At 71.8% G+C, this 21506-nt stretch carries 20 protein-coding genes and 1 tRNA gene; 17 read left to right on the top strand and 4 right to left on the bottom strand.

The genetic code is table 11. The annotated features are described in order from the left end of the window. Positions 1 to 142: 142 nt before the first annotated feature. The 5 genes from OHS33_RS24910 (at position 143) to OHS33_RS24890 (ending at position 5333) form a co-directional block, all read left to right on the top strand. Positions 143 to 1009, top strand: coding sequence for a winged helix-turn-helix domain-containing protein (locus OHS33_RS24910; protein ID WP_330332631.1), 867 nt, complete (start codon positions 143 to 145; stop codon positions 1007 to 1009). Beyond that, positions 996 to 1685 carry an HAD family hydrolase gene (locus tag OHS33_RS24905; RefSeq protein ID WP_330332630.1) on the top strand — a complete coding sequence of 230 codons (690 nt, stop codon included), beginning with the start codon at positions 996 to 998 and terminating at the stop codon, positions 1683 to 1685. Before OHS33_RS24910 ends, OHS33_RS24905 begins: the two co-directional genes overlap by 14 nt. Before the next feature lie 578 nt (positions 1686 to 2263). After that, complete coding sequence (locus tag OHS33_RS24900) at positions 2264 to 3577, top strand: hypothetical protein (RefSeq protein ID WP_330332629.1); 1314 nt, start codon at positions 2264 to 2266, stop codon at positions 3575 to 3577. Positions 3578 to 3895: 318 nt separating this feature from the next. After that, positions 3896 to 5197 (top strand): restriction endonuclease, encoded by a 1302-nt coding sequence (locus tag OHS33_RS24895; protein ID WP_330332628.1) that lies wholly within the window; start codon positions 3896 to 3898, stop codon positions 5195 to 5197. A gap of 58 nt (positions 5198 to 5255) precedes the next feature. After that, positions 5256 to 5333, top strand: a tRNA-Arg gene (locus OHS33_RS24890). A 124-nt stretch (positions 5334 to 5457) separates the two neighbouring features. Here the strand turns inward: OHS33_RS24890 and OHS33_RS24885 are convergent. After that, positions 5458 to 7935, bottom strand: a complete 2478-nt coding sequence (locus OHS33_RS24885) for a helicase-associated domain-containing protein (RefSeq protein WP_330332627.1) — start codon at positions 7933 to 7935, stop codon at positions 5458 to 5460. 107 nt (positions 7936 to 8042) lie between these two features. Between OHS33_RS24885 and OHS33_RS24880 the strand changes: the two genes are divergently transcribed. Continuing rightward, positions 8043 to 8306, top strand: coding sequence for a CopG family transcriptional regulator (locus tag OHS33_RS24880; protein WP_330332626.1), 264 nt, complete (start codon positions 8043 to 8045; stop codon positions 8304 to 8306). Next, entirely contained in the window at positions 8303 to 8716 is a 414-nt protein-coding gene (locus tag OHS33_RS24875; RefSeq protein ID WP_330332625.1) for a PIN domain-containing protein, read from the top strand. The genes OHS33_RS24880 and OHS33_RS24875 overlap by 4 nt, the downstream gene beginning before the upstream one ends. 24 nt (positions 8717 to 8740) lie before the next feature. Here the strand turns inward: OHS33_RS24875 and OHS33_RS24870 are convergent, their stop codons facing one another. Then, positions 8741 to 9154, bottom strand: a complete 414-nt coding sequence (locus OHS33_RS24870; protein ID WP_330332624.1) for a hypothetical protein — start codon at positions 9152 to 9154, stop codon at positions 8741 to 8743. Between the two features lie 33 nt (positions 9155 to 9187). Then, entirely contained in the window at positions 9188 to 9919 is a 732-nt protein-coding gene (locus tag OHS33_RS24865) for a hypothetical protein (protein ID WP_330332623.1), read from the bottom strand. A 251-nt stretch (positions 9920 to 10170) separates the two neighbouring features. Here OHS33_RS24865 and OHS33_RS24860 point away from each other — a divergent pair, with 251 nt between their 5' ends. The 8 genes from OHS33_RS24860 to OHS33_RS24825 all read left to right on the top strand — a co-directional run bounded on the left by OHS33_RS24860 (position 10171) and on the right by OHS33_RS24825 (position 18716). Continuing rightward, a complete protein-coding gene (locus OHS33_RS24860; RefSeq protein ID WP_330332622.1) occupies positions 10171 to 10935 on the top strand; it encodes a Crp/Fnr family transcriptional regulator in 765 nt (254 codons plus the stop codon). Between the two features lie 97 nt (positions 10936 to 11032). Further along, complete coding sequence (locus OHS33_RS24855) at positions 11033 to 13471, top strand: AAA family ATPase (protein ID WP_330332621.1); 2439 nt, start codon at positions 11033 to 11035, stop codon at positions 13469 to 13471. A 27-nt stretch (positions 13472 to 13498) separates the two neighbouring features. Then, the gene (locus OHS33_RS24850; RefSeq protein WP_330332620.1) at positions 13499 to 13780 is read left to right on the top strand and encodes a hypothetical protein; all 282 of its coding nucleotides are present in this window, start codon (positions 13499 to 13501) and stop codon (positions 13778 to 13780) included. A 161-nt stretch (positions 13781 to 13941) separates the two neighbouring features. Continuing rightward, positions 13942 to 14940: an XdhC family protein gene (locus OHS33_RS24845; protein ID WP_330332619.1), complete on the top strand. Its 999-nt coding sequence runs from the start codon at positions 13942 to 13944 to the stop codon at positions 14938 to 14940. A 119-nt stretch (positions 14941 to 15059) separates the two neighbouring features. After that, positions 15060 to 15440, top strand: coding sequence for a DUF6479 family protein (locus tag OHS33_RS24840; protein WP_330332618.1), 381 nt, complete (start codon positions 15060 to 15062; stop codon positions 15438 to 15440). Between the two features lie 174 nt (positions 15441 to 15614). Then, positions 15615 to 16718: a non-homologous end joining protein Ku gene (ku, locus tag OHS33_RS24835; protein WP_330332617.1), complete on the top strand. Its 1104-nt coding sequence runs from the start codon at positions 15615 to 15617 to the stop codon at positions 16716 to 16718. Positions 16719 to 16764: 46 nt separating this feature from the next. Beyond that, entirely contained in the window at positions 16765 to 17724 is a 960-nt protein-coding gene (gene ligD, locus OHS33_RS24830) for a non-homologous end-joining DNA ligase (RefSeq protein ID WP_330332616.1), read from the top strand. Further along, entirely contained in the window at positions 17724 to 18716 is a 993-nt protein-coding gene (locus OHS33_RS24825) for an ATP-dependent DNA ligase (RefSeq protein WP_330335189.1), read from the top strand. The genes ligD and OHS33_RS24825 overlap by 1 nt, the downstream gene beginning before the upstream one ends. A 20-nt stretch (positions 18717 to 18736) precedes the next feature. On the opposite strand, the gene OHS33_RS24820 is transcribed toward OHS33_RS24825, so the two are convergent. Then, positions 18737 to 19555 (bottom strand): nuclease-related domain-containing protein, encoded by an 819-nt coding sequence (locus OHS33_RS24820; protein ID WP_330332615.1) that lies wholly within the window; start codon positions 19553 to 19555, stop codon positions 18737 to 18739. A gap of 198 nt (positions 19556 to 19753) precedes the next feature. On the opposite strand from OHS33_RS24820, the gene OHS33_RS24815 reads away from it, so the two are divergent. Beyond that, entirely contained in the window at positions 19754 to 20443 is a 690-nt protein-coding gene (locus OHS33_RS24815; protein ID WP_330332614.1) for a hypothetical protein, read from the top strand. Positions 20444 to 20598: 155 nt separating this feature from the next. Further along, on the top strand, positions 20599 to 21492 hold the full coding sequence (locus tag OHS33_RS24810; RefSeq protein ID WP_330332613.1) for a hypothetical protein: 894 nt from the start codon (positions 20599 to 20601) through the stop codon (positions 21490 to 21492). Positions 21493 to 21506 lie beyond the last annotated feature (14 nt).

The following is a 21506-nucleotide window of genomic DNA, read 5'->3' as shown; positions in this document are numbered from 1 at the left end:
TCAGAGATGCCAGCAGGAAGATAGATGACCAACTTGGCTATCCCGGTTGGTCACATCTTGAAGATAGGAGAGATGGCTAGCCATGTCAACGACATGACTGACCTGACTGTCCTGACCTAGCCCGCTCGCCTACCATCGACCCATGACCTTCGCCCCCGAGCCCCTAGACCCAGACGACGACCGAGCCCCCTACGAGCAGGTGGCCAGCAGCCTCAGCGCTGCCATCCGCACGCGGCGGCTTGCCCCTGGCGAGAAGCTCCCGTCCCACAAGGAACTGACGGAGCTGTACGGGTTCGCGCGGGCGACGATCCAGCGCGCATTGCGCGACCTCGAAGACGAGGGCCTCGTGGTCTCCCGCAAGGGCAGCGGCGTCTACGTCCGCAACCGGACCGAAAGGCCGGCGGGGCTGCGGCCGTACGTCGAGCAGGCATTCGCCAAACAGCACGTGACCATCGACTTCGCCGGGTTCTCCAGCGAGACCCTGCACGGGGCGCTTCAGGAACCGCTCGACAAGATCCGGGTCGGTCGGCTCACGCCGTCGAGCATCACCATGCGGATACTCGTCCCGGACATGTCCGTGCCGCAGGCTGCGCCGGTACGCATGGCGGACGGGGCTGACGACAAGCGGCTCCGCGACCGCATGCACGACATCATGGTCAGCTACACCCGCAGCATCAGGGACGCCATCACCGAGCTGGAGCACCTTGGCCTTGTCGCCGAGACCCGGATCAACGTCCGTGTCCATAGCGGCACGCAGTTCTTCAAGCTCTACGTCGTCAACGGCGAGGACGCGTTCTTCGGGTACTACCCGATCCGCCCCAACAAGGTCGTCGCCCAGGGCGAGACGATCGAGATCTACGACCTGGTCGGCAAGGACACCACGCTCTTCCACCACTCGATCAACGACGGCGAGTCTTCGAGCGGAGCACAGCAGGTCCAGCAGGCCCGCATGTGGTTCGACAGCGTGTGGGACACCATCGGAAGGGACTACGACCTTGACGCGCGATGACCAGCTCTCCGGAGTCCTGGAGAAGGCCCGCGTGGTCTTCTTCGACTTCGACGGCCCCGTGTGCGACGTGTTCGCAGGACTGCCCGCCCCCGAAGTCGCCAAGCAGCTCACGACACTGCTCTCCGCCCAGGATGAAGCCGCGGGGGCCAAGGCCGCCGAGACGGACGACCCGATCGAGGTCCTGCGCATCGCTCACGAAGCCGACGCCGCCATCGGTCAGCGAGTGGAGCAGGCGCTGACTGCCGCCGAGGTCGAAGCCGTCGCGGTGGCGGGTCCGCCGACTCCTGGAGCGGTGGAAGCCCTCCAGGCCACACGGTCGTCCGGGCGAGCAGCGGTGGTGGTGAGCAACAACTCCGCCGACTGCGTCCAGCGCTTCCTGGAGTTGCATGGTTTGGGGGAGTACGTCGCGAGGATCGTCGGTCGACCCTCCGGGGAACCCCATCTGATGAAGCCCAACCCGTACCCGCTGATTAGGGCGGCTGAAGAGGCGCATGTGGACATCACGCACTGCACCCTGATCGGCGACTCACTCACGGACATCCAGGCCGCTCATGCAGCCGGTACGACGGCCATCGGCTACGCCAACAAGCCCCACAAGGCAGCACTGTTCGCGGAAGCCGGGGCTGACGCCATCACCGATGCGATGCAAGCCATCGCCGACGTACTCGCGGCATAGCTGAGGAGCGGCGCGGAGCTGTTACAGGTTTCTCTACCTCATCAAGGCACCCGGCTGCGCTCCGCTCCGCCGGGCGGGCTTCCCGGCGCCGCTCCGCGCGACGCTCCTGCCTTCGGCCCGCTCCGCGCGCGCTCCGCCGACGCCCGCCCCTGCAAGGCGGGATAGGCCCAAGGGCATGAGCTGAACCCCGGGCCGCGGGTTCCCTCCCTCACCGACATGCCTCCGGCGGGGGCGCTCCGACTCCGGGATGGCCGGGGCGCCGCTGGCGGGTGCCGGCCGTGGTGGGGTGAGGTGGGGAACTCCCATCCCGTCCGCCGTCGACCCAGGACAAGCCGAGCAGACACGGCACCGGGCGTCCAGGTCGTTCGTACAGTGGCGCGCTCCACCTGGACGCCCGGCACCGCGTCCGCTCCACATACGTGTGGGCCGACGGCGGACGGGATGGGAGTTGGGAAGGGTGGCGGCAAGGACGGCTGGGGCCGTTCAGCGAAAACTCCGCAAGAGGCGCCAGGTATAGCTACCGTTCTCATCACTGTCAGATCGATGGTGGGGAAATCACCGGACGTGGAGGAGCGGGCATGAGCGAAAAGCCCGTCGTAAGTGAAGAGCTCATAGCAGCGGGGCTTCAAAAAATATTCGGGCTAACTGAAGACGAAGGCGGAGATTTCATCCTCCGGGAGCCCATACAACTAAACGACGGAAAGAGCATCCACGGAGTCACCAAGGCTGAAATATCCGAGATTGTCACACGCCTAAATGAAGCAAAGCTTGGGAATGAGAGTTCTTTCCAATGGGCAAGCGAAGCGGAGTTTTCTCTCATTTCACTCGGCTCAATTGGAGCCTTCGATCGATTCTTCGAAGATAAGGAGTTCATCGGCCAGGGAGAAAACCCCGTAACTTTCAAGATTGGAAAGCCGTCGCGGGAATTTTCCGCCTACTTGCTTTGCCTATTTGCCCAAAACCCACTGCTCACCAGAACCCCCCGTTACCGGATGCTACTGAACCGAGTGAGGCATTTCGACACCGACCGCACATCGAGGGGTTACGGAAATGCGCGTCGCCCATTTGAAGCCGACTCACTATTCGAGGCGCTTGGCGAATCGCTGCGCGTTACCACATTGCGCATCACCTCCAATAAATCCCGATCAGATTTCGAACTTCTAGCCAACTCCTTCCTATTTCACGCCGCTTACAATATCGATGCAGCGGCGCGGATCGGGCTGGATTCAATGTTTCGAGCGCAAGCCATCCAGCGAGTCCGAAGAACGCAAACCGGATTTCTCGACGCGCCCAGGCAAACCTACGACGCCGACCTGGTGCACCACTATCTCATGGGCGTCGCAGCAGAAATCCCCCTACTTGAATATCTGGCCTATTATCACATTGCCGAGCATTTCTTCGACAAAATCTTCAACGAAGATCTTGTGAATCAAATCCGGTCCGGCATCACTGACCCATCTTTCTCTGCACGCCGAAACAAAGACATCCAGTCAATCATCCGGATCGTCACCAAGGCTCAACGGCAGGTTAGAGATGAGGGCGGCGTGAACGAGCAGCGAGCGCTCCAGCTCGTGCTAGACAGATTCGTCAACGTGAGTCGACTGGCAGCTGACCTTGACGCCTACGATGCCACCTTGGTCGACTACTACGCCAACAACGACGTCCCTTTTGCCGGGGCGAGTAAGGCCGCGATTCGTGGCCGAGACGAAGAGGCGGCACGTGGCGCCATTGCCAAACGAATCTACAAAGTACGTAACGCTCTGGTGCATGCCAAGGAAGGCGAGTTGCCGAAGTATGCCCCATTCGCGCACGATGAGGAACTAGCCCGCGAGATCCCACTTATGCGATTTACCGCCGAGCAAATCATAATCGCACAGGGAAAGGTTCTTTAACTCGTTCGGACCTTTCGCGCCCCTGAGGCTCCAGAGCGACTGTTGCGACTGTTGCGACTGTTGCGACTGTCATAGCCCACCGCGTACCAGAGACGCCGGGCCAGAGTCGTGTCAGGCAGGGCCGGGGCAGCGGTCGTCAGTGGACTCCAGGACGGGCCCGCGATGTTCTCCCGGACACCCGCTGCTGGTCAGGAGCGGGATGAGGTGTCCAAGGTGGATGACTCCCAAGCTCATGGCCATGAAGGTCAGACATGCCTGTCAGTGCTGGCCGCTAGTGTCATCGAAGATCGTCAGGCTAGTGCTGCTGTGGGGGTATACGTGGGTGGTCAGTTGCGTGTTGGTCAGGTGTATCGCTACGCGACCGGCAAGGATCCGGTGCCGGAGGAGTTGCAGGGGTATCCCAACTTCCACCATGTGACTCACTCGCCGGACCTCGCCCGGGCCCTGCTGGAGGCCGGGATCAACGGCATGGCGAAGGTTCGGACGTCTGATGGGGAGCGCCGGCCGGTGATTCTCATCCGGTCGAGCCCCTGGAAGGCTGGCACCGAGCAGACGCCCTGGCATGACGTGTTCGACATGGACAACGGGCACGTCCGGTACTTCGGCGACCACAAGGCCACCACCACCGTCGCGCCGGGGAAGACCAACGGCAATGCGGCCTTGCTCGATGCCTTCACCGGGCACCAGGGGCACACGCCGGAGGAGCGGGCTGCCGCCATCCCGTTGCTGCTGTTCCGTGCGGTTTCGCGCAGCGGCAAGGTCAAGGGGCACGTCGAGTTCTGCGGGCTGGGGATCATCGAGCGGGCCGAGCGGCTGGTGCAGTGGGGCGGCAGCGACCACACGACGTTCACGAACTACGTCTACGACATCGCTCTCATCGACCTCACTGACGAGGACGACAAGGTCTCCTGGGAGTGGGTCGACTCCCGCAGGGACAAGACCGTGGCCGACGTTGAGACGCTCGAACTCGCCCCGCGGGCGTGGCGTGAGTGGGTCAAGCACGGGAACTCGGCCCTGCCCAGGATCCGCCGGCGGGTTGCCCGGGCCAAGGTGACCAAGGTGCCCGAGCAGCGCCCCAAGCCGGGAACCACCGAAGCAAAGGACCTGGAGCTGATCTACAAGTACTTCGACGGGCGGAAGCACGACTTCGAGGCCGTCGCATCCGCGGTCGCGGCCCGTGTGTTGCGCGGGGCCGGGAACAGCTATGTCGAGGGGTGGCTGACGCGTAGGTCCGGTGATGGCGGGGCGGACTTCGTGGGCCGGCTCGACATCGGCAGTGGGCTGGCCGGCACCAGTCTCGTCGTCCTCGGCCAGGCCAAGTGCGTCAAGCTCGACAACCTGGTCACCGCCGAGCAGATCGCCCGCGTTGTGGCCCGACTGCGACGAGGCTGGATCGGCGTGTACGTCACGACCGGGGCCTACTCCGTGCCCGCACAGACCGAGATGGTCGAAGACCAGTACCCCATCGTCCTGGTCAACGGATTGGAGCTGGCCCGAGAGCTCCGGAGCATGGCCCGGGACGACCACGGCGGAGACCTCGAAGCCTGCATCGAGCACATACTGACAGGCCGGGAAACCGCGGTCACGAACCGGCGCCCTGAAGAGATCTTGCTTGAGTAGCTGGTCTGCGAGCCGCGGCCTGTTTGTGGACAGCAGCAGGCGAGCGAGCCCGTTCTGAGCCCCTGGCCTGGTGAAACGCGTGAGACGCACGGGGCCTCCGGAGCCGTGTGCGCAGGTTCGAATCCTGCCGGGGGCACTTCGCAAGGAGTGCCCAAAGACCCCGCCATCAGCGGCAACGCTGAGACGGGGTCTTCGCGTTTGTCCGGGCAAGTGCCCTGGCGTGTGGCCGCGCTGGGCAACCGCGGTGCTCCGCGGGGGCGTTACCCGGCCGCGGTGAGGGCCGCGGCCAGGGTGCGGGCGCTGGACGGGACGCCGGGCGCGGAGGTGCCGTAGGGCGGGTGGGCCTGGTCCAGGGGCGGGAGGAGGCTCGGGGCGCGGTCGGTGGGGGCGCGGTCGAGGAGCGTGGTGCCTGTTTCGGCTTCCTGGGTGGGGGCGTAGCCGGCCGTGCGGAGGGCGGAGAGCGTCTCTTCCGGCGGGGCCGTGGAGATCAGGACCGTGGGGGCGATGCGGCGGAGTTGGAGTTTGGTCAGGGCGCGGGCCTGGGCGACCTCGGCGATCAGGGCGGTGTCGTCCGAGCGGATGCAGCAGGCCGAGCGGACGACCTTGAGCTGTCCGTGGGTGCGGGCGGCGTCCTTGATCGTGTAGGCCAGCGGTTGGGGGAGGGGGGTGCCGCGCTCGCTCGCCGCGGTGAGGCGGTCGAGGAGTTCGTCGGCGGTCCAGCCCTCGTCCAGGGCCCGGCGTACGGAGGTCGTCGTGATCCGCCAGACGACCGCATGGCCTTCGGACTCGATGTCGCCGACGGCCCTGAGGAGATCGGCCAGGGCGGGTGCGGGCGCGCCCGTGACGGTGGCGGTCAGGTCGCTCTGGAAGCGGGCCGTGGTGCCGGGCTCCGGCAGGGCCGCGTACAACGCTTCGCGCAGTGCGGTGACCGCTCGCGCCAGGGCGGGACGGAGGGTGAGGTCCTGGCCCAAGCCCTCGGGGCCGCGGGCGGACGGGTCCGCGTGTGCGCCGGGCACCGCCGGGTAGTGGTGGGCGGCGCCCGCCGCCAGGAGGTGGCACAAGGCCCGGCCCACGGGGGTGAGCGCGCCGTGGGCGACCACGCCGAGCAGGGCCGCTTCCGCCAGGGTGGCCGCCGAGCGGTCGAGTAGTTCCTCGGCGGCGGCCAGTTCCCCCTGGGCGTCTCCGGCGAGTTGGCCGCGCAGGGCCGGCTGGAACCACGCGGCCAGGACGACCAGTTCGACGCGTCCCGGCATGTCCCCCGTCAGTCCGTGTCCGTCGGGGAGGGTGGCGAGAGCCCTGAGCACCCCGGTCCGCAGGGTTACGGCGTCCTCGTCTCGCGGGCTGGTGAGCGCGACCGGGGTCTCCTCGGGGTCCGGCCAGTGGCTGAGGATTTCGGGGACCACGGCCCAGGCCGCCAGGAGCGGCAGCAGTTTGCCCGCGGGCGGGGCGGCGGCCCAGGCGTCGTAGCGGTCGCTGGGCAGTAGCCGGGCGGAGGGCTTGGGGGCCTTGGCGTTGCGGCGGCCCCGGGCGGCGGGGGCCGGCTCCTCGTCCTGGGGTGCGGCGAGTCCGGCGTTCACCGCGAGATCGAGCCACAGCCGGGTGGCGGCCTCGTCCGCTCCGGCCTCCTTGGCCAGCCGCCTGGTGTCGCGTACGGCGATCCCGCCCGCCTTCCGGATCGCGACGGGCTGGGCGGCCAGCGCCCGAAGGACCAGTTCGGCCCGCCACGCGGCAGCCGCGGCGGCCGTCCCTCCCTCGCCCTCCCAGCCGGGCGGGAGCAGCACGGTGGCGGTGAGCGGTTCCGGTTCCAGACGGGGGCCGGGGGTCACACCCTCATGACGGAGGGCGCGCGCGACCTCGTACGGGAGCTCCGCCAGGTCGAGGCCCACGGGGACCACGAGCCCGCGCGCGGCCAGCCAGTCGGTGCCCTCGTCGCCGCTGCCGCCCTCCCGGAAGACGTACGTGGAGGCCGGGCCCGCGTACTGCTCCCCGTACCGGCTGACGAAGCAGCGGGTACGCAGCAGCGGCGGGCCGGATGCCAGGTTGTCCAACAGCTCCAGAACCCGCGGCGGGGCGTCCACCAGCAGTGCCCGCACCCCGGCCGGATCGGCGAGCAGGGTGGTGATCAGCCCTTGGGCCTGGTCACGGGTGCGGGCCGCGCCCTCGCCGAAGAGGTTCACGGCGATCCGCTTGACCTCGGGAGCGTTGTAGGCGGCGGTCAGCAGCCGGTCGGCGGTGCGCCCGTATCCGTCCAACCCGGCGGCCCGCACGTGCAGAAGCGGCGGCAGCGCCAGTTTCCCCCGGGGCGCGGGGAGCAGCAGTGCCCGCTCCCGCAGCCGGGCGAGCGTGTGCTCCGCCCGCTGCCGCTCCGCCCCCGGCTCGAACCAGGCCAGTACGTCCCGCTCTGCCACCAGCCGGTCCGCGGGCTCCACCGGTTCCACGGGCCGGAGTTGCTGCCAGGGATACCGCGGGACGTCCTCGGCCTCGCCGTCGTCGACGGGTCCGTGCCGTTCCAAGGCCAGGGTGGCGATGGAGGCCAGCAGTGACAATTCCCCTGTGGTGCCCGCCATCAAGCCGTGGCCCACCGACTCGTCGGTGAGGAGGTGTCCGGCAAGCTCGCGGAGGGTGGTGATCCGCCGGCACTCGGCGGCGAGCGGCAGTCTCCGCTCTTCCAACAGGGCGATCAGCCGCTTGGAATCCAGGGTGCCGAGCCATTTCGCCAGGGCGGTGCGCGCGTTCACCCGGCCAGCCTAGTGCTGCCGCCCACCCCGCAGGGGTGAACTCGGCCCGGCCTCGCAGTCCCTGTTCGCCCGGCCGAGAAGGGAGGATGCGGAGTAGGATAGGTGGCATGAGTGAGCCCACCGGCAAGTACTCGATCACGATGCCGCGCGACATCGCGGAGGCAGCCCGTGCCCGCAGCGGCCCCTCCGGTCTGTCCGCTTACGTCGCCGCCGCCGTCGCCCGACAGATCGAGCGCGACAACCTCAACGAGGTCATCCAGGTCGCCGAGGCCGAACACGGGTCCATCACCGACGAAGAGCTCCAGGTCCTGCGCGACCATCTCCACCAGGCCCGGCACCAGGAGAGCGGCAGCGGAGCGGACGCGGCGTGACACGCTCCCCCACGGTCCCCGGAGGCACCCTCGTCCTCGACAGCGAGGGTCTGGCCAAGGCCGTGCTGCGCGACCGCACCATTACGGCCTGGCTGGCCCTCGCCCGGGCCGATGACCTGCGGGTCATCACGTCCGCGGCCACCCTTGCGGAAGTGGTGCACCCCCGGATCAACCGTCCGGCACTGGAGTGGACCCTCTCCCGTCTCGTCATCGAGCCGGTCACCGAGCCCATCGCCCGCCACGCCGCGGCCCTGCTGGCCGAGGCCGGCCTGCACGGTCACAAGTACGCCATCGACGCGATGCTCAGTGCCACCGCCCTCGCCTCACCCGGCCCCGTCACCGTGCTCACGTCCGACCCGGAAGACCTCACCGCGCTGTGCGGCGGCCGGGTCACCGTCATCAAGATCTGACGATCTGACACCTCGCGGCGGAGGTCAGGCGGGTGGGGTTGTGGGGTGCGGCGGGAGGGTTATCTGCTGGACCGCGTAGAGGGTGGCGCGGTCTCGGGCGGTGTTCGTCTGGTGGACGGCCAGGGGGGTGGCGGGGGTGGGGACCGACTCCGTCAGGTGGGTGAGGCCGGGGCGGGTGGACGGGTGGTGGCGCAGGAGTTCGGCCAGTTCCAGGGTCCAGTAGGCGAAGAGGGTGCGGCGGACCTCGTCGGGGGTGTCGGCGGCGCGGACCAGGGCTTCGTTGCCGTCGAGTTGGGCTTCCACCGCGGCCCGGCGGGTGCGGTCCGAGCGGCGGAAGAGGTCCAGGGCCCGGGCGCGCGTCGCCTGCCACAGGTCGGTGGCCATCGCCGTGACCAGGGCGGCGGCTCCCGCTTCGGCCAGTGCGGTCAGGTCGTCCACTGGGGCTCCCTCGTCATCTTCATCGTCATGGGTTCAGGGGGTTTCGTTGTTGTGGATGTGCTGGGTGCCGTTCTGGGTGGCGTAGAGGGTGCCGTGGCCCGAGGCCCGGTTGGTCATGCGGGAGCCTTCCGGGCGGGGGTGGCGTACGGGCGCCTGCGGAGCCGGGGGTGTGGCCAGGCCCGGGAGGTGGAGCCAGGCGTGCGCGGTGTGTTCCTTCTCCGTGAAGGTGACCTCTTGGAAGGTCTCCGGGTCGATGCCCGGGTAGCCGTGGCGCACGGTCTCCTCGTGGAAGTGCTGCGAGAGCAGGAGTGAGGTGGTCACCGCCGTCGGCGCCGCCGCCAGGGCCGCGCGGGCCGGGGGTGCGTCGAGCAGCCGGGCCAGGACTTCGAGGGGGCGGCCGGTGACCTGGCCGGACGGGGCGACGTAGACCTCGCCCGCGTGCAGTGCGGCCCTGACGCGGACCTGGGTGGCGGGTGCGGCCGTGCGGTTGTGGGCGCGCAGGTGGGCGGCGAGTTCGCCGATCAGGGGGTGGAGCAGTTTCGTCTTGCGCAGCCCCGGCGGGGCGGTGACCCTGATGCCGTCCCCGAGGTCGTCGCGCAGGCACGCGTGCCAGTCGATGCCGCTCTCCTCGAACGCGGCGCGCAGCGCGGTCGCGAGCACCTCGCGGATGCGCAGGAGCGGTACGTTCCCCCGGCCCGCGGAGCGTTCGATGTCGACCGCCAGCAGTGCCCGGTATTCCGGTTCGGGTTCCAACTCAGCTTTCATGGCGGCCTCTTGGGGATCGGGTGGGGGTGCGGGGGCGGCGTGCGGTCCTGAGTGTGCCTGCCCGTGGTCGTGGGGATCTCGTCGGATTACGGGATCCGGCGAAACCGGCGATCGTTTCAAGACAGGTGGGCGTCGGGGGGCGCGTCGCGGTCGGCTGCGGAGCGCACACTGGGCGCGCGGGACGGGCTGGAACGGGACGGGACGGGCTGGACGGACTGGGCGGACTGGACGGGGAAGTGGGGCGCGGGGCCGTGGAAGGCGTAGGGGACGGCGGCGGTGGCGGTCAGGGGCGCGGCGGGTCGTGGCCGCGCGAGGAGTGGGCCTGGCCGGCGGCCAGCCTGCTCGGCGGGCTCGGCCGGGCCTCGCGCGAGCGGCTGCTCGCGCTGGGCGCGCGGGCGCGCTACCCCGCCGACCGCGTGCTGATGCGCGAATCCGAGCCGACGACCTTCGTGGTGATCCTGCTCGACGGGGTGGTCAAGGCCACCGCGCGGACCCATGACCACCGCGACGCCCTGCTCGCCGTACGGATGGGCGGGGACCTGGTCGGCGAGTTCGCGGCGGTGGACGGGCGGCCCCGGTCCGCGACGGTCACCACCTGCGGGTCCGCCGTCGCGCGGGTGGTGACCCGCGAGGACTTCCTCGATTGCATGCGCCGGGATCCGCGGATCGCGCACGCCGTCAACGAGTCGATCGTGGCCAAACTGCGCGTGGCGAACAGCCACCGCATCGATTTCGCCGGCTGTGACGCCGCGACCCGGCTGGCCCGGGTGGTGCATCAGATCGCGATGGCGTACGGGGAGCCCGCCGGCGCGGGAGTCGTGATCCGCTGGCCGATCACCCAGCCGGAACTCGCCACCTTGTCGGGAGCGTCGGAGCCCACCGTGCACAAGGCCTTGCGGCGGCTGCGCGAGACGGGCGTGGTGTCCACCGGGTACCGGGCGATCAGGGTCGAGGACCTCGCCCGCCTGAACTCCATCGCCTTCGCCCCGGATGCCTCCGCCGAAACAGTCGTATGACGGTATTGCCGCCCCGCGCCGTGGCTAGCGTGTCCACCGGCCGGTCAGGTCGGGCCATTCACAGGCGGTCGCGTGCCGCGGCCGGGAAGGCGGAGCGATGGACGGGCCGATAGGCGCAACGGGTGAGGGCGCGGGGGCGGGTGCAGGGGCGGGCGCGGGGGACGGGACCGCCGCGAACCATGTCGGCATAGACATCGGCGGCGACGCGGGCACCGTGATCGTCGGCGAGCACAACGTGGTCGTCGATGCCCAGCACGGGTCGACCGTGACGGTCGTCATGGAGCGGGAGCGGCCCCGTCCGGTGCGCCGCGAGCGGGTCGAGCTGCTCCCCCGGCGGGTGCCGGAGCCGGTCGGCCGCGCGGCGGAGACCGCCGCGCTCGCAGACGCCGTACGGGCCGGGGGCCTGGTCCAGCTGTGGGGGCCGCCCGGGGTCGGCAAGAGCACCCTCCTGCGGTACTCGGCGCGGCAGTTGGAACCCGGGCCGGCCGGTGTGGTGTTCCTGACGGCGGCTTACCGCGATATCGCGGACCTGGCCCAGGAGGTGTTCGAGGCCTGCTACGAGGCTTCGGGTTACGCGCCGTCGCGGGCCGAACTGCGGCGGCTGATGGCGGGGATACGGGTGACCGTGTACCTCGACGACGCCGACCTGACGTACGGGCAGTTGCAGGACCTCGCCGACGCGGCGCCGGACGCGACCTTCGTCTTCACCGGTTCCGACCGGTCCTTGTGGAACGACGGCACGGCGCTGGAAATCAAGGGCCTGGACCGGGCCGCGGGCCTGGAGCTGCTGGCCCGGGAGCTGCGGCGGCCGCTGCTGGAGAGCGAACTCGGCTCCGCCACCGACCTCTGGGAGGCCGCGGCCGGCCTGCCGCTGCCCCTGCTGCGTGCCGCCGGGCTGGCCCGGACCGGCCCGGCGGGCCGGGCCCGGCTGCCGTTGCCCGGTGAAGTGGCCGGGATCCTGCCGGAATTACTCGAGCGGCTCGACGCTGCGGAGCTGAGCGTGCTGCACCTCCTGGCGACCCTGTACGGGGCCGAGCTGGACCCGGTGCACATCGGCGCGCTGACCGACGTACCGGATCCGGCCGGGCTCTGCGTCCGGCTGGCCGGTCTCGGGCTGATCGTGGCGGCGGAGCACGGGTACCGCTTCGCCACCGACCTCGGCCCGGCGCTGCGGGCCAAGCATCCGCGGCCGTTCGCCGCCGACCGCCTGTGCGGGTACTTCGCCGAGTGGGCGGAGCGGGCGGAGACGACGCCCGCGCAGGTGGCCGGGGTGAGCAGGGCCCTGGAGCTGGCGGCCGAACTGGCCGAGGCGGCGGGCCGTCCCGACCTCGCCGTACGGGTCACCCGGGCCGCCTCACCGGCGCTCGCCCGCTCGCTGCGGTTCGGCGTGTGGGGGCGGCTGCTCGGCCGCGGCTGGGTCGCGGCCCGGCGGTCGGGCGACCAGCAGGCCGAGGCGTACTTCACGCACGAGGAGGCGATCCGCGCGCTGCTGATCGGCCAGCGCGTGATGTTCGTGGCGCTGGCGGGCCAGGCGCTGCTGCTGTGGCAGGCACTGAACAACAGCCACGGTGCGGCCGCCGCGATGCAGTTGCACCAGCTCGCGAGCGTGCCGGCGGCTCCGGTGCTGCCCGCACTGCACGGAGGGGCCGCGGTCACGACGACCGGCACCGCCCACACGGCCGCCGTGACGGGCACGGCCCACACCGCCGCCGCGCCCGCGCAGAGCGTGAGCGCGCACATGGCGAACCTGGCGGGCCACGGCGGTACGAGCGGCGCGAGCACCGTCGCCCCGCACGCGGCGATCGTTCCGCACGCCGCCGTGGCCCCGCATGCGGCGGTCGCGCCCCACGCGGTGGCCGTCCCGCACGCGGCGGCCGTCCCGCACGCGGCGGTCGCGCCACACGCGGCTGCCGTGCCGCACGCTGCGGTCGCACCGCACGCGGCCGCCGCCGCGCACGGGCACGCCGCCGTCACCGCGGTGGGCGGCGGGGCACACGCCGCGGCCGCGAGCGGGGCGGGCGCCGCCGTCACGGCGGGCGGGGCCGGTACGGCCACCACCGCGCTCGGCGTCGGCGGCGCGGCGGCCGCGGGCACCTCCATGGCCACCCTGGTGTCAACCGTGATCGCCGCGCTCGTGGCCATCGTCGTGGGCGGGGTCGCCCTCAACCAGATCCAGGACACGGGTACGCCGTCCGGCGGGTCCACCAGCCTGGCCGGGACGTGGCGGGATGGGCAAGGCACCACGGTCACGTTCGTGGACTCCGGGGGCGGTTCGTACACCGCGAGGGCGTCCTCGGACTGCGGTCCCGTCGAGATCCGGCTCAGGGGCAGTGGCAGTACCTACAGCGGTACGCAGAGCGCATACACACACACGCAGAGCGGCGCCTGCGACGGAACGGGCAGGATCGAGGACCTGTCGATGACGATCACCCTCTCGTCCGACGGAACCACCGCCAGCGTCCTGAAGGGAACCGGGCCCGGGGGTACGAAGTGTGCGTTCAACTGCGAACCGGCCGTGCTGGCCCGGGTCCCCTGACCTCCCCCTACCGAAGGAGCCACCACCATGGCGAACCCGCCCGACAACCGCCAGGTCACGATCCGGATCGGCGGCGACGCGTCCGGTCCCGTGATCGTCGGCGACCGCAACCGCGTCGAGACCCGCGAACCGGCCCAAGAGTCGCCGGGCGAGGAGGCCAAGAGCGAGCAGCGCAACACGGCGAAGGACCACGGCACCGTGTACGCCGTCACGCAGGGCGACATGCACGTCCACCACACCGGGGCTCCGCTGGAGGCACAGGAGGACCCGCCGGAGACGCAAGAGTCGCAGGAGGCGCCCGTGGAGTGATCCCTTTCCGGCGGGACGTACGAGTGGGGAGGGCCCCGCATCGGCGGTTTTGCGGGTTGGGGGCGCGCCCGTGCGGTGCCTAGGATTCAAAGGAGGCCGCATTGTGCCGCTGACCTGGCACTTTGCGGATCGGGAGTCTTTCGGCGATCGAGGTGGCACGGATGCGTGAGCTGGCGGAGACGGCGCGGCAATGGATCTCGGAGGGGCGGGCCGGGTTCCTGGCGCGCCCGATCACCGAGCAGGGGTTCGGGCCCCGGGACGCCGGTGGGGCGGTGCTGGTCGATCCGCGCGGGGAGTGCGTGGGGGCCTTGTACCGGGGGGTCTTCGACGCCGAACTGGTCGCGGAGGCCGGGGCGGTGGCGGCCGGGGAGAGTGCCCGGGTGTGCGAGGTGTCGGTCCGCGGGGCCGAGGCCGTCGAGGCGCGGCTGACCTGCGGCGGACAGGCGGAGATCCTGCTTCAGCCGCTCTCGGCGGTCCCGGCCGCTTGGTGGGACCTGCTCGCCGAGGGGGCCGGGGTGGCGCTGGTGACCCGCCTCAACGAGGCCGCCGACCGGGCCGTGAGCGAGGTCGTACGGGCCCTCGACGCCCCCGCCACCGACGCGGAGCGGCGGGCGGCCGAGCTGCTGGGCACGCACCGGGCCGGGCGGGACGCCCTGTACGGGCAGTCCGGGCTGGTGCTGGTCGAGGCGTACCCCTCGGCCCCCTGCCTGGTGATCGGCGGCGGCGGGGAGCTGGCCCGCATCATCGAGCGACAGGCCCGGCTGCTGGACTGGGACGCCGTACTGGTCGACGACTGCGCCACGGCGGCCAAGGTGCTGGCGGCCCGCCGGGACGGCGCGTGCCTGGTGATGCTCAGCCACGAGCCCGACTTCGACGTCCCGACGCTGCGGGGCGCGCTGGCGAGCGGGATCCCGTACGTCGGTGCGCTCGGCTCCCGCAAGACGCAGGCGCGGCGGCGCGAGGGGCTGCTGGCGGACGGGGTGAGCGAGGCGCAGCTGGCGCGGGTGCACGGCCCGATCGGGCTGGACCTGGGGGCGCGGACGCCCGCCGAGACGGCGCTCGCGATCTGCGCCGAGATCCTGGGCGTGCTGGGCTCGCGGGGCAGTGCGGCGCGGGGCACGGGGGCGCTGCGCGACACGGAGGGCCCGATCAACTCTTAGGGCCTGGCGGTCCTGTCGGCCCTGGAGGTGTCCGGCCCGGAAGCCCGAGGTTTCCGTTTCAACCTATTTGTCATGATTCAAGGGGTATGGCCGACGGCCAACCGGGGTACACGTTCGACATGGAAACGACCCTGAGCGACATCGCGTGGTTCCTGGTCGTCGGGATTGCCGTGGCCGGATTCCTGATTGCCGCCTTCTGGATGGGCAAGCGGGTCCGGGCACAGGAACCCGCGCCTCCCACTCCCGAGAGCCAGCCGCACCTGCCCGAGGGCGGGGCGGTGTACGAGCTGCTCGAAGAGCGGGAACCGGTGGAGATTCCCAAGGGCGGCCTGCGGCCGCACGAGATGCAGGGATACGGAAACTTCGGCTCGACCACCTCCAGCCATCCGGAGGAGGTCCAGGCGGCGCGTGACGCCAAGTACACGACCTGGCACCGCCCGGCCCCACCGGCCAAGCCGGCGGCCAAGCCCCCGTTCGGAGGCACGGTGCGACCGACCTAGAGACAGCGCGGAAGCGACCCCGGATACAGCTCCGGACGCGGCTCCGGATACGGCATCGGCACGGCGGCGGGCGACCCGAAAGGGCCGCCCGCCCCCCTGTCCGGGGCCCGCGGCGTCGAGTGTCGGCCGGGGGCGGGGCGGCTTAGCCTGGGGGCCCCAGGGAAGGAGCGCGGTATGAGAGCCACCTGGAAGGGGGCCATCTCGTTCGGGCTGGTCACGATCCCCGTCCAGCTCTTCACGGCCACCGAGGAGCACGACGTGTCGTTGCGCCAGGTGCACGAGAAGGACGGCTCCCGGGTGCGGTTGCGGCGCGTGTGCGAGGCCGAGGACGTCGAGATCCCGTACCAGGAGATCACCAAGGGGTACGAGGCTCCCGACGGCAGCATGATCATGCTGTCCGACGAGGACCTCGCCGACCTTCCCCTGCCCAGCAAGAAGCTCATCGACGTGCTGGCCTTCGTCGACGCCGGGACCATCGACCCGCTGATGTTCTCCAAGGCCTATTACGTCGGCACCTCCGACCGCGCGGCCGCCAAGCCCTACGCCCTGCTCAGGCAGGCCCTGACCGAGGCCGGACAGATCGCCGTCACGAAGATCGCCATCCGGTCGCGCGAGTCCCTCGCGGTGCTCCGGGTGCACGGGGACACCCTGGTGCTGCAGACGTGCCTGTGGCCCGACGAGGTGCGCACGTCCGCGGGGGTCGCTCCGGAGGGCGAGGTCTCGATCCGGCCCCAGGAACTCCAGATGGCCCGGTCCCTGATGGACATGCTGTCCGAGGACTTCGACCTGTCGGCGCTGCACGACGAGTACCAGGAGGCCCTCCAGCGGGTGATCGAGGCCCGGCTCCAGGGCGTCGAGCTCCCGCACGAGGAGGAGGCCGCCCCGGAGGGCGGCAAGGTCATCGACCTCATGGCCGCCCTTGAGCGGAGCGTCCGCGCGGCCAAGAAGTCCCGGGGCGAGGGTACGGACGAGGGGGCGGGAGCGGAGGCCGAGGTCACGGCGCTGGCCACCCGGAAGACGGCCAGGACGGCCGGGACGGCCAAGGCCGCCAAGGCCACCAAGACCGCGAAGGCGGCTCCGGCGAAGAAGGCCGCCCCGGCGCGGAAGGCTACGGGGACCGCGGCGAAGAAGACCGCCGCCGCGTCGCCGAAGGACACCGGCGGGAAGAAGACCACCGCCGCCGCGAAGACCACGTCCAGCGCCACGCCCAAGACCGCCGCCAAGACCGTGGCCAAGACCACGGCCAAGAAGACCACCACCAAGCGGGCTTCCGCCTGAAGCCTCAGCCAGTACGGTTCCTCCCGATTCATGGGAGTCTCTTCGTATGACGCCGATCACCACGGTGGAGGGGCGTCGCCTCGCGCTCAGCAATCTGGACAAGGTCATCTATCCGGAGAGCGGTTTCACCAAGGGCGAGGTGCTGCACTACTACGCCACCGTCTCGGGCGCGCTGCTGCCCCACGTCCGGGACCGGCCGGTCTCGTTCCTGCGCTATCCGGACGGGCCGGACGGCCAGCGGTTCTTCACGAAGAACCCGCCGCCGGGCACTCCCGCGTGGGTGCGGACCGTACGGGTGCCGCGCTCCGAGGACCAGCTCGCCGAGCAGGTCGTCGTGGACGGTCTGGCGACGCTCATGTGGGCCGCGAACCTGGTCGTGGAGTTCCACACCCCGCAGTGGACCACCGGGCGGCCCGCGGTCGCGGACCGGCTGGTGTTCGACCTCGACCCCGGGGCCCCGGCGAGCGTGGTGGAGTGCTGCGCCGTGGCGCTGTGGCTGCGGGAGCGGCTGGCGGCGGATGGGCTCGACGCCTACGCGAAGACCTCCGGTTCGAAGGGGATGCACCTGTCGGTGCCGCTGGAGCCGGCCCCGTCCACGCGGGTCTCCGCGTACGCGAAGGCCCTCGCGCAGGAGGCGGAGCACGAGCTTCCGGAGCTGGTGGTCCACCGGATGGCGAAGGCGCTGCGGCCCGGGAAGGTGTTCGTGGACCACAGTCAGAACTCCGCCGCGAAGACCACCGCCGCCCCGTACACCCTGCGGGCGCGGGCCCTGCCGACGGTGTCCGCGCCGGTGTCGTGGGCGGAGGTCGCGGGCTGCGCGGAGCGGGGCGACCCCGCCGCCCTGGTGTTCGTCGCCGACGAGGTGGTGGCGCGCCTCGCCCGCGACGGCGATCTGTTCGCGCCGCTGACCGATCCCGGCCGGGCCGGGACGCTGCCGCGCGGTGGCGCCCGTACGGCGGATACGGCAGGTACAGCGGATGCGGCGGATACGGCGGGTGCGCCGTGATCCGGGTAGCGCTGGCCGCCGCCGTGCGGGAGTTGCCGCGGGGCGCGGGGCTGGCGTACGAGCCGAAGTTCGACGGGCACCGGCTGGTGATCCTGCGGACCGGCGAGGGCGTGGTGCTGCAGGCGCGGTCGGGGCGGCTGGTGACGGGCGCGTTCCCCGATCTGGCCGCCGCGGCGCGGCAGCTGCCCGCCGGGACCACCCTCGACGGGGAGGTGGTGGTCTGGCACGCGGGCCGGACGGACTTCGCGCTCGTCCAGCGGCGGGCCGCGGCGACGGCCGCCCGGGCGGCGGTCCTGGCCCGCACCCTGCCGGCCTCCTACGCGGCCTTCGACGTACTGGAACTGGCCGGGCTGGACGTGCGGGCGCGGCCGTACGAGCGGCGGCGGGCGCTGCTGGTCGGCCTGCTGCTGCCGCTGGGGCCACCGCTCCAGCCGGTGCCGATGACGACCGACGCGGGGCTGGCGGAGACCTGGTACGAGACCTTGCCGGCCAGCGGGATCGAGGGGCTGGTGATCAAACGCCTGGAACAGCCGTACCCGGGCGGGCGGCGGGGCTGGCAGAAGCTCCGGCACACCGACACGCGGGACGCGGCGGTGATCGGTTACACGGGGACGGCGGCGCGGCCGCTGGCCCTGGTGCTCGTCCTGTCGGGAGACGGGGAGGCAGAGACGCAGACGGAGATGGACGCGGGCGGGGACCAGGAGCCGGAGACCGCCGCCGACTCCGGCTCCGACTCCGCCGCCGACTTCGACGCGCCGCTGGTGTCGAGTCCGCTGACCGCCGGAGTACGGGCGGCGGTCGTCGCCGAGCTGGCGGCCGCCCGGGACGGGAGCGCCCCGCACCGGACCGCCCGGGGCGGCGGGACGGTCACGGCGATCGGGCTCGGCGAGATCCCCTACCTCGCGGTCGACCCCCCGCTCACGGCCGAGGTCCGCTGCTCCTCGGGCCGCCACCCGCCCCCGGAGGTGCTGCGGCTGCGCCCCACCTGGTGAGGCGGCCCCGGCCGCACCGCTCAGACGTCCGCCCAGGTGCGGCGGTCGCGGGCCACCGCGAAGAGGGCTTCGACGTCCGACGGTTTGAGGGCGGCCGGGGCGCGCGTGAGGCGGGTGGCGGCCGTGCCCGGTTCGAGGACCGTGACGTCGCGCAGCGACGGCACCACCTCCAGGCGGTTCGCCTCGTCCACCACCAGCGCCGGGGTGACCGCGGTGACCAGCGCGTGCGTGACGCGCTCGGCGGCCCGCCGGGCCCAGCGGACGTCGGGGCGGGGCTCGGCGCGGCCGACGGTGACGAGCAGGTCGCCGACGTGGACCCGCTGGCGGCGGCCGGGGACGCTGCGGACGCACCAGACCCCGCCCGGCCCGATCAGCAGGTGGTCGATCCGCCCCGCCCCGGGCAGCGGTACGGCGTGCAGCACCCGCCAGCCCGCGCCCTCCAGGGCGTCCAGCCCGGCCCCCACCCGCTCCTGGGCGAGCAGGTCCGGGCGCATCCGGTGCCGGGTACGGGCCCCCGCGGCGCCGTGTTCCAGCTCGCCCAGCAGGGCTTCGCCGGGGCGGTTCGGGGCCAGGTCGTCGTCCGGGTGGAGGGACAGCCGGGCCAGGTCCGCGGCGCTGGGCACGGGCGGCGGGCCGACGGTCCAGGTTCCGGTCAGGTACGGACGTAACACCGCCAGCGCCGCTTCGCGGTGCCGGTCCGAGAGCACGCTGACCCGGCCGGCCGTCCTGTCGTACCAGGCGACGCTGCGCCCGTCGGGCAGATTGACCCACAGCCGGCCACGGTCGGGCAGCACCTTGAGTCCGAGCCCGAGGCCGTGTTCCCGTTCACGATCACGCATCTCCCTCACCCCCGCCGTCCATGGGAACAGGCCCGGCCGCGCGCGGCAATCCCCCGGTTGTGTAACGACTCCGCCGGGACCCTGCCGCCTTGCTGTTACAAACCCACGGCCGAACTGCAATGGCCGCCGCCTACGTTGGTGTCACCTGGACACCCCAGGCTCCGAGCCGCACCGCCCGAGCCGCACCGAAGGATTCCCGTGAGCACCGTCCGCCGCACCATCGTTCGCGCCGCCGCCGTGACCGCCTGCGCCGGAAGTGTGCTGGCGCTGCCCGCTGCCGCCGCCCTCGCCGACGGGCTGCCCGCCGCGGCGTCCGCTCAGGCCGCCGCCGCGCCCCGGACCCTCGTGAAGAGCCTGACCCTGGCGGACGGCGTGTCCACCGCGCACGTCTACCGGGTCGCCGCGGGTTCGTACCAGGCCGACATCCAGCGCCACGGGGTCAAGGTCGCCACCCTGGCCAGCCACGACGGCGCCCCGGCCTACGGGCACACGGGCGGACTGCACCTGGCGCTCCGGCCCGACGGGCGGCTCTCCTCCTGGTCCGCCGATACGCCCGACGGGGCCGCGGGCGGGGCCACCGGCGACCAGCCCGTCGTACCGGCCGCACTGTCCTCCGGCGCCGACGGCCACAAGACGGCCCACCGCACCGGCTTCGCCGAAGCGGCCACGACCCTCCACACCGGCACGGGCATCGGGGCGGGTACCGGAACCGGCACCGACCGGACCGCGGACGCCGCCGCCGACCGGACCGTGGCCCTGCGGCTCGGTACGCTGACCGGCGCGCCCGACGACGGCGTCCTGCTGATCGCGGCGGGCGGCGGCATGGCCGCCATCGGCGCGGCGGGCCTGGGCTTCGCGATGCTGCGGCGCGGGCGCACCGAGGCCTGACGGGCCCGCGGTCCGGCCCTGCGACCAGCGGATCCGGGCCCTCCGGCCGGGTCCGCGGGGCGGACGCCCGCGCAAAAAGGGCGTACCTCTGCATAAGGTTGGCGGGACAGGTGGACCGCCACCGCCGCGCAGGGGACAGGAGGACGCAGGGGTCCGTGAAGACGTTCCGTACGCGCATCCACACCCTCACGCGCACGCGCCCGACCGCGCGCCCGGCCGCCGCACCGCTGGTCGCGGCCGCGCTGCTGGCGGCGGCCCTGACGGTCACGGGCTGCGGCAACACCGGCGGTCTGGCCAGCGCCGGGGCGACCCCGACCGCGAACGGGCCCGTGCACCTGTGGCCCGAGCGCAAGGGCGCCACCGTGCCCCCGGCCGATCCGGGCGGGGCCCCGCCCGAGTACGTCAAGGGCATCCCCCCGGTCAAGAACCAGGACGTGCACGGGGTGGACCCGGTCGCGCTCGTCCAGGCCGAGGTCAGGAACCACCGGGGCGCCACGGTCGGGCCGGACGGGATGCCGCCGGAGACGGCCGCGGCGATCCTGGCGTGCCCGACCGGGCAGCCGCCCGCCGCGCCCGGCGCCGCGAAGTCGGCCAAGTGCCCGGTGCTCACGCCGTACTACCGCGATCTGACCGGCAACGACATCGACGAGCTGATCATCGGCTTCGAGCTGCCGGACCGGCAGATGTCGGTGCGGGTCTACACCGCGGACCCGGACGGGCGGCTCAACCGGATCATGGCCACCACCGACTCCGTCATCAGCGTCGAGCTGGCGGGGCGGGACGTGGTGCTGCACGTGCCGAGCGCGAACCCCGGGTACGAGCTGAACACCGCCTGGTCCTGGGACGAGAAGCAGCGGACCATGCTGCCGACCCGGGAGCAGATCATCCGGGTGCCGCAGCGCCCCGGCGCCACCACGAGCCCGAAGCCGTTCCGGCCCCGGCGCGCCACGGACAGCACCGCCACGAACGGCGCCACCACGAACGGGGATGTGGCGAACGGCTGGGCCGTGACCGGCGCCACCGCCGACGGCAGCGGCGGCGCTTCGTGAGCGGCGGTCGGCGC

Source organism: Streptomyces sp. NBC_00536 (genome assembly GCF_036346295.1).
GTDB lineage: Bacteria > Actinomycetota > Actinomycetes > Streptomycetales > Streptomycetaceae > Streptomyces.
This window is presented reverse-complemented; position numbering and strand designations above follow the sequence as displayed.

Coding starts and splice junctions, on each gene's coding strand:
- OHS33_RS24910 (WP_330332631.1), top strand. CDS start 143: ATGACCTTCGCCCCCGAGCCCCTAGACCCAGACGACGACCGAGCCCCC.
- OHS33_RS24845 (WP_330332619.1), top strand. CDS start 13,942: ATGCGTGAGCTGGCGGAGACGGCGCGGCAATGGATCTCGGAGGGGCGG.
- OHS33_RS24850 (WP_330332620.1), top strand. CDS start 13,499: ATGGCGAACCCGCCCGACAACCGCCAGGTCACGATCCGGATCGGCGGC.
- OHS33_RS24865 (WP_330332623.1), bottom strand. CDS start 9,919: ATGAAAGCTGAGTTGGAACCCGAACCGGAATACCGGGCACTGCTGGCG.
- ku (WP_330332617.1), top strand. CDS start 15,615: ATGAGAGCCACCTGGAAGGGGGCCATCTCGTTCGGGCTGGTCACGATC.
- OHS33_RS24840 (WP_330332618.1), top strand. CDS start 15,060: ATGGAAACGACCCTGAGCGACATCGCGTGGTTCCTGGTCGTCGGGATT.
- OHS33_RS24855 (WP_330332621.1), top strand. CDS start 11,033: ATGGACGGGCCGATAGGCGCAACGGGTGAGGGCGCGGGGGCGGGTGCA.
- OHS33_RS24820 (WP_330332615.1), bottom strand. CDS start 19,555: ATGCGTGATCGTGAACGGGAACACGGCCTCGGGCTCGGACTCAAGGTG.
- OHS33_RS24900 (WP_330332629.1), top strand. CDS start 2,264: ATGAGCGAAAAGCCCGTCGTAAGTGAAGAGCTCATAGCAGCGGGGCTT.
- OHS33_RS24880 (WP_330332626.1), top strand. CDS start 8,043: ATGAGTGAGCCCACCGGCAAGTACTCGATCACGATGCCGCGCGACATC.
- ligD (WP_330332616.1), top strand. CDS start 16,765: ATGACGCCGATCACCACGGTGGAGGGGCGTCGCCTCGCGCTCAGCAAT.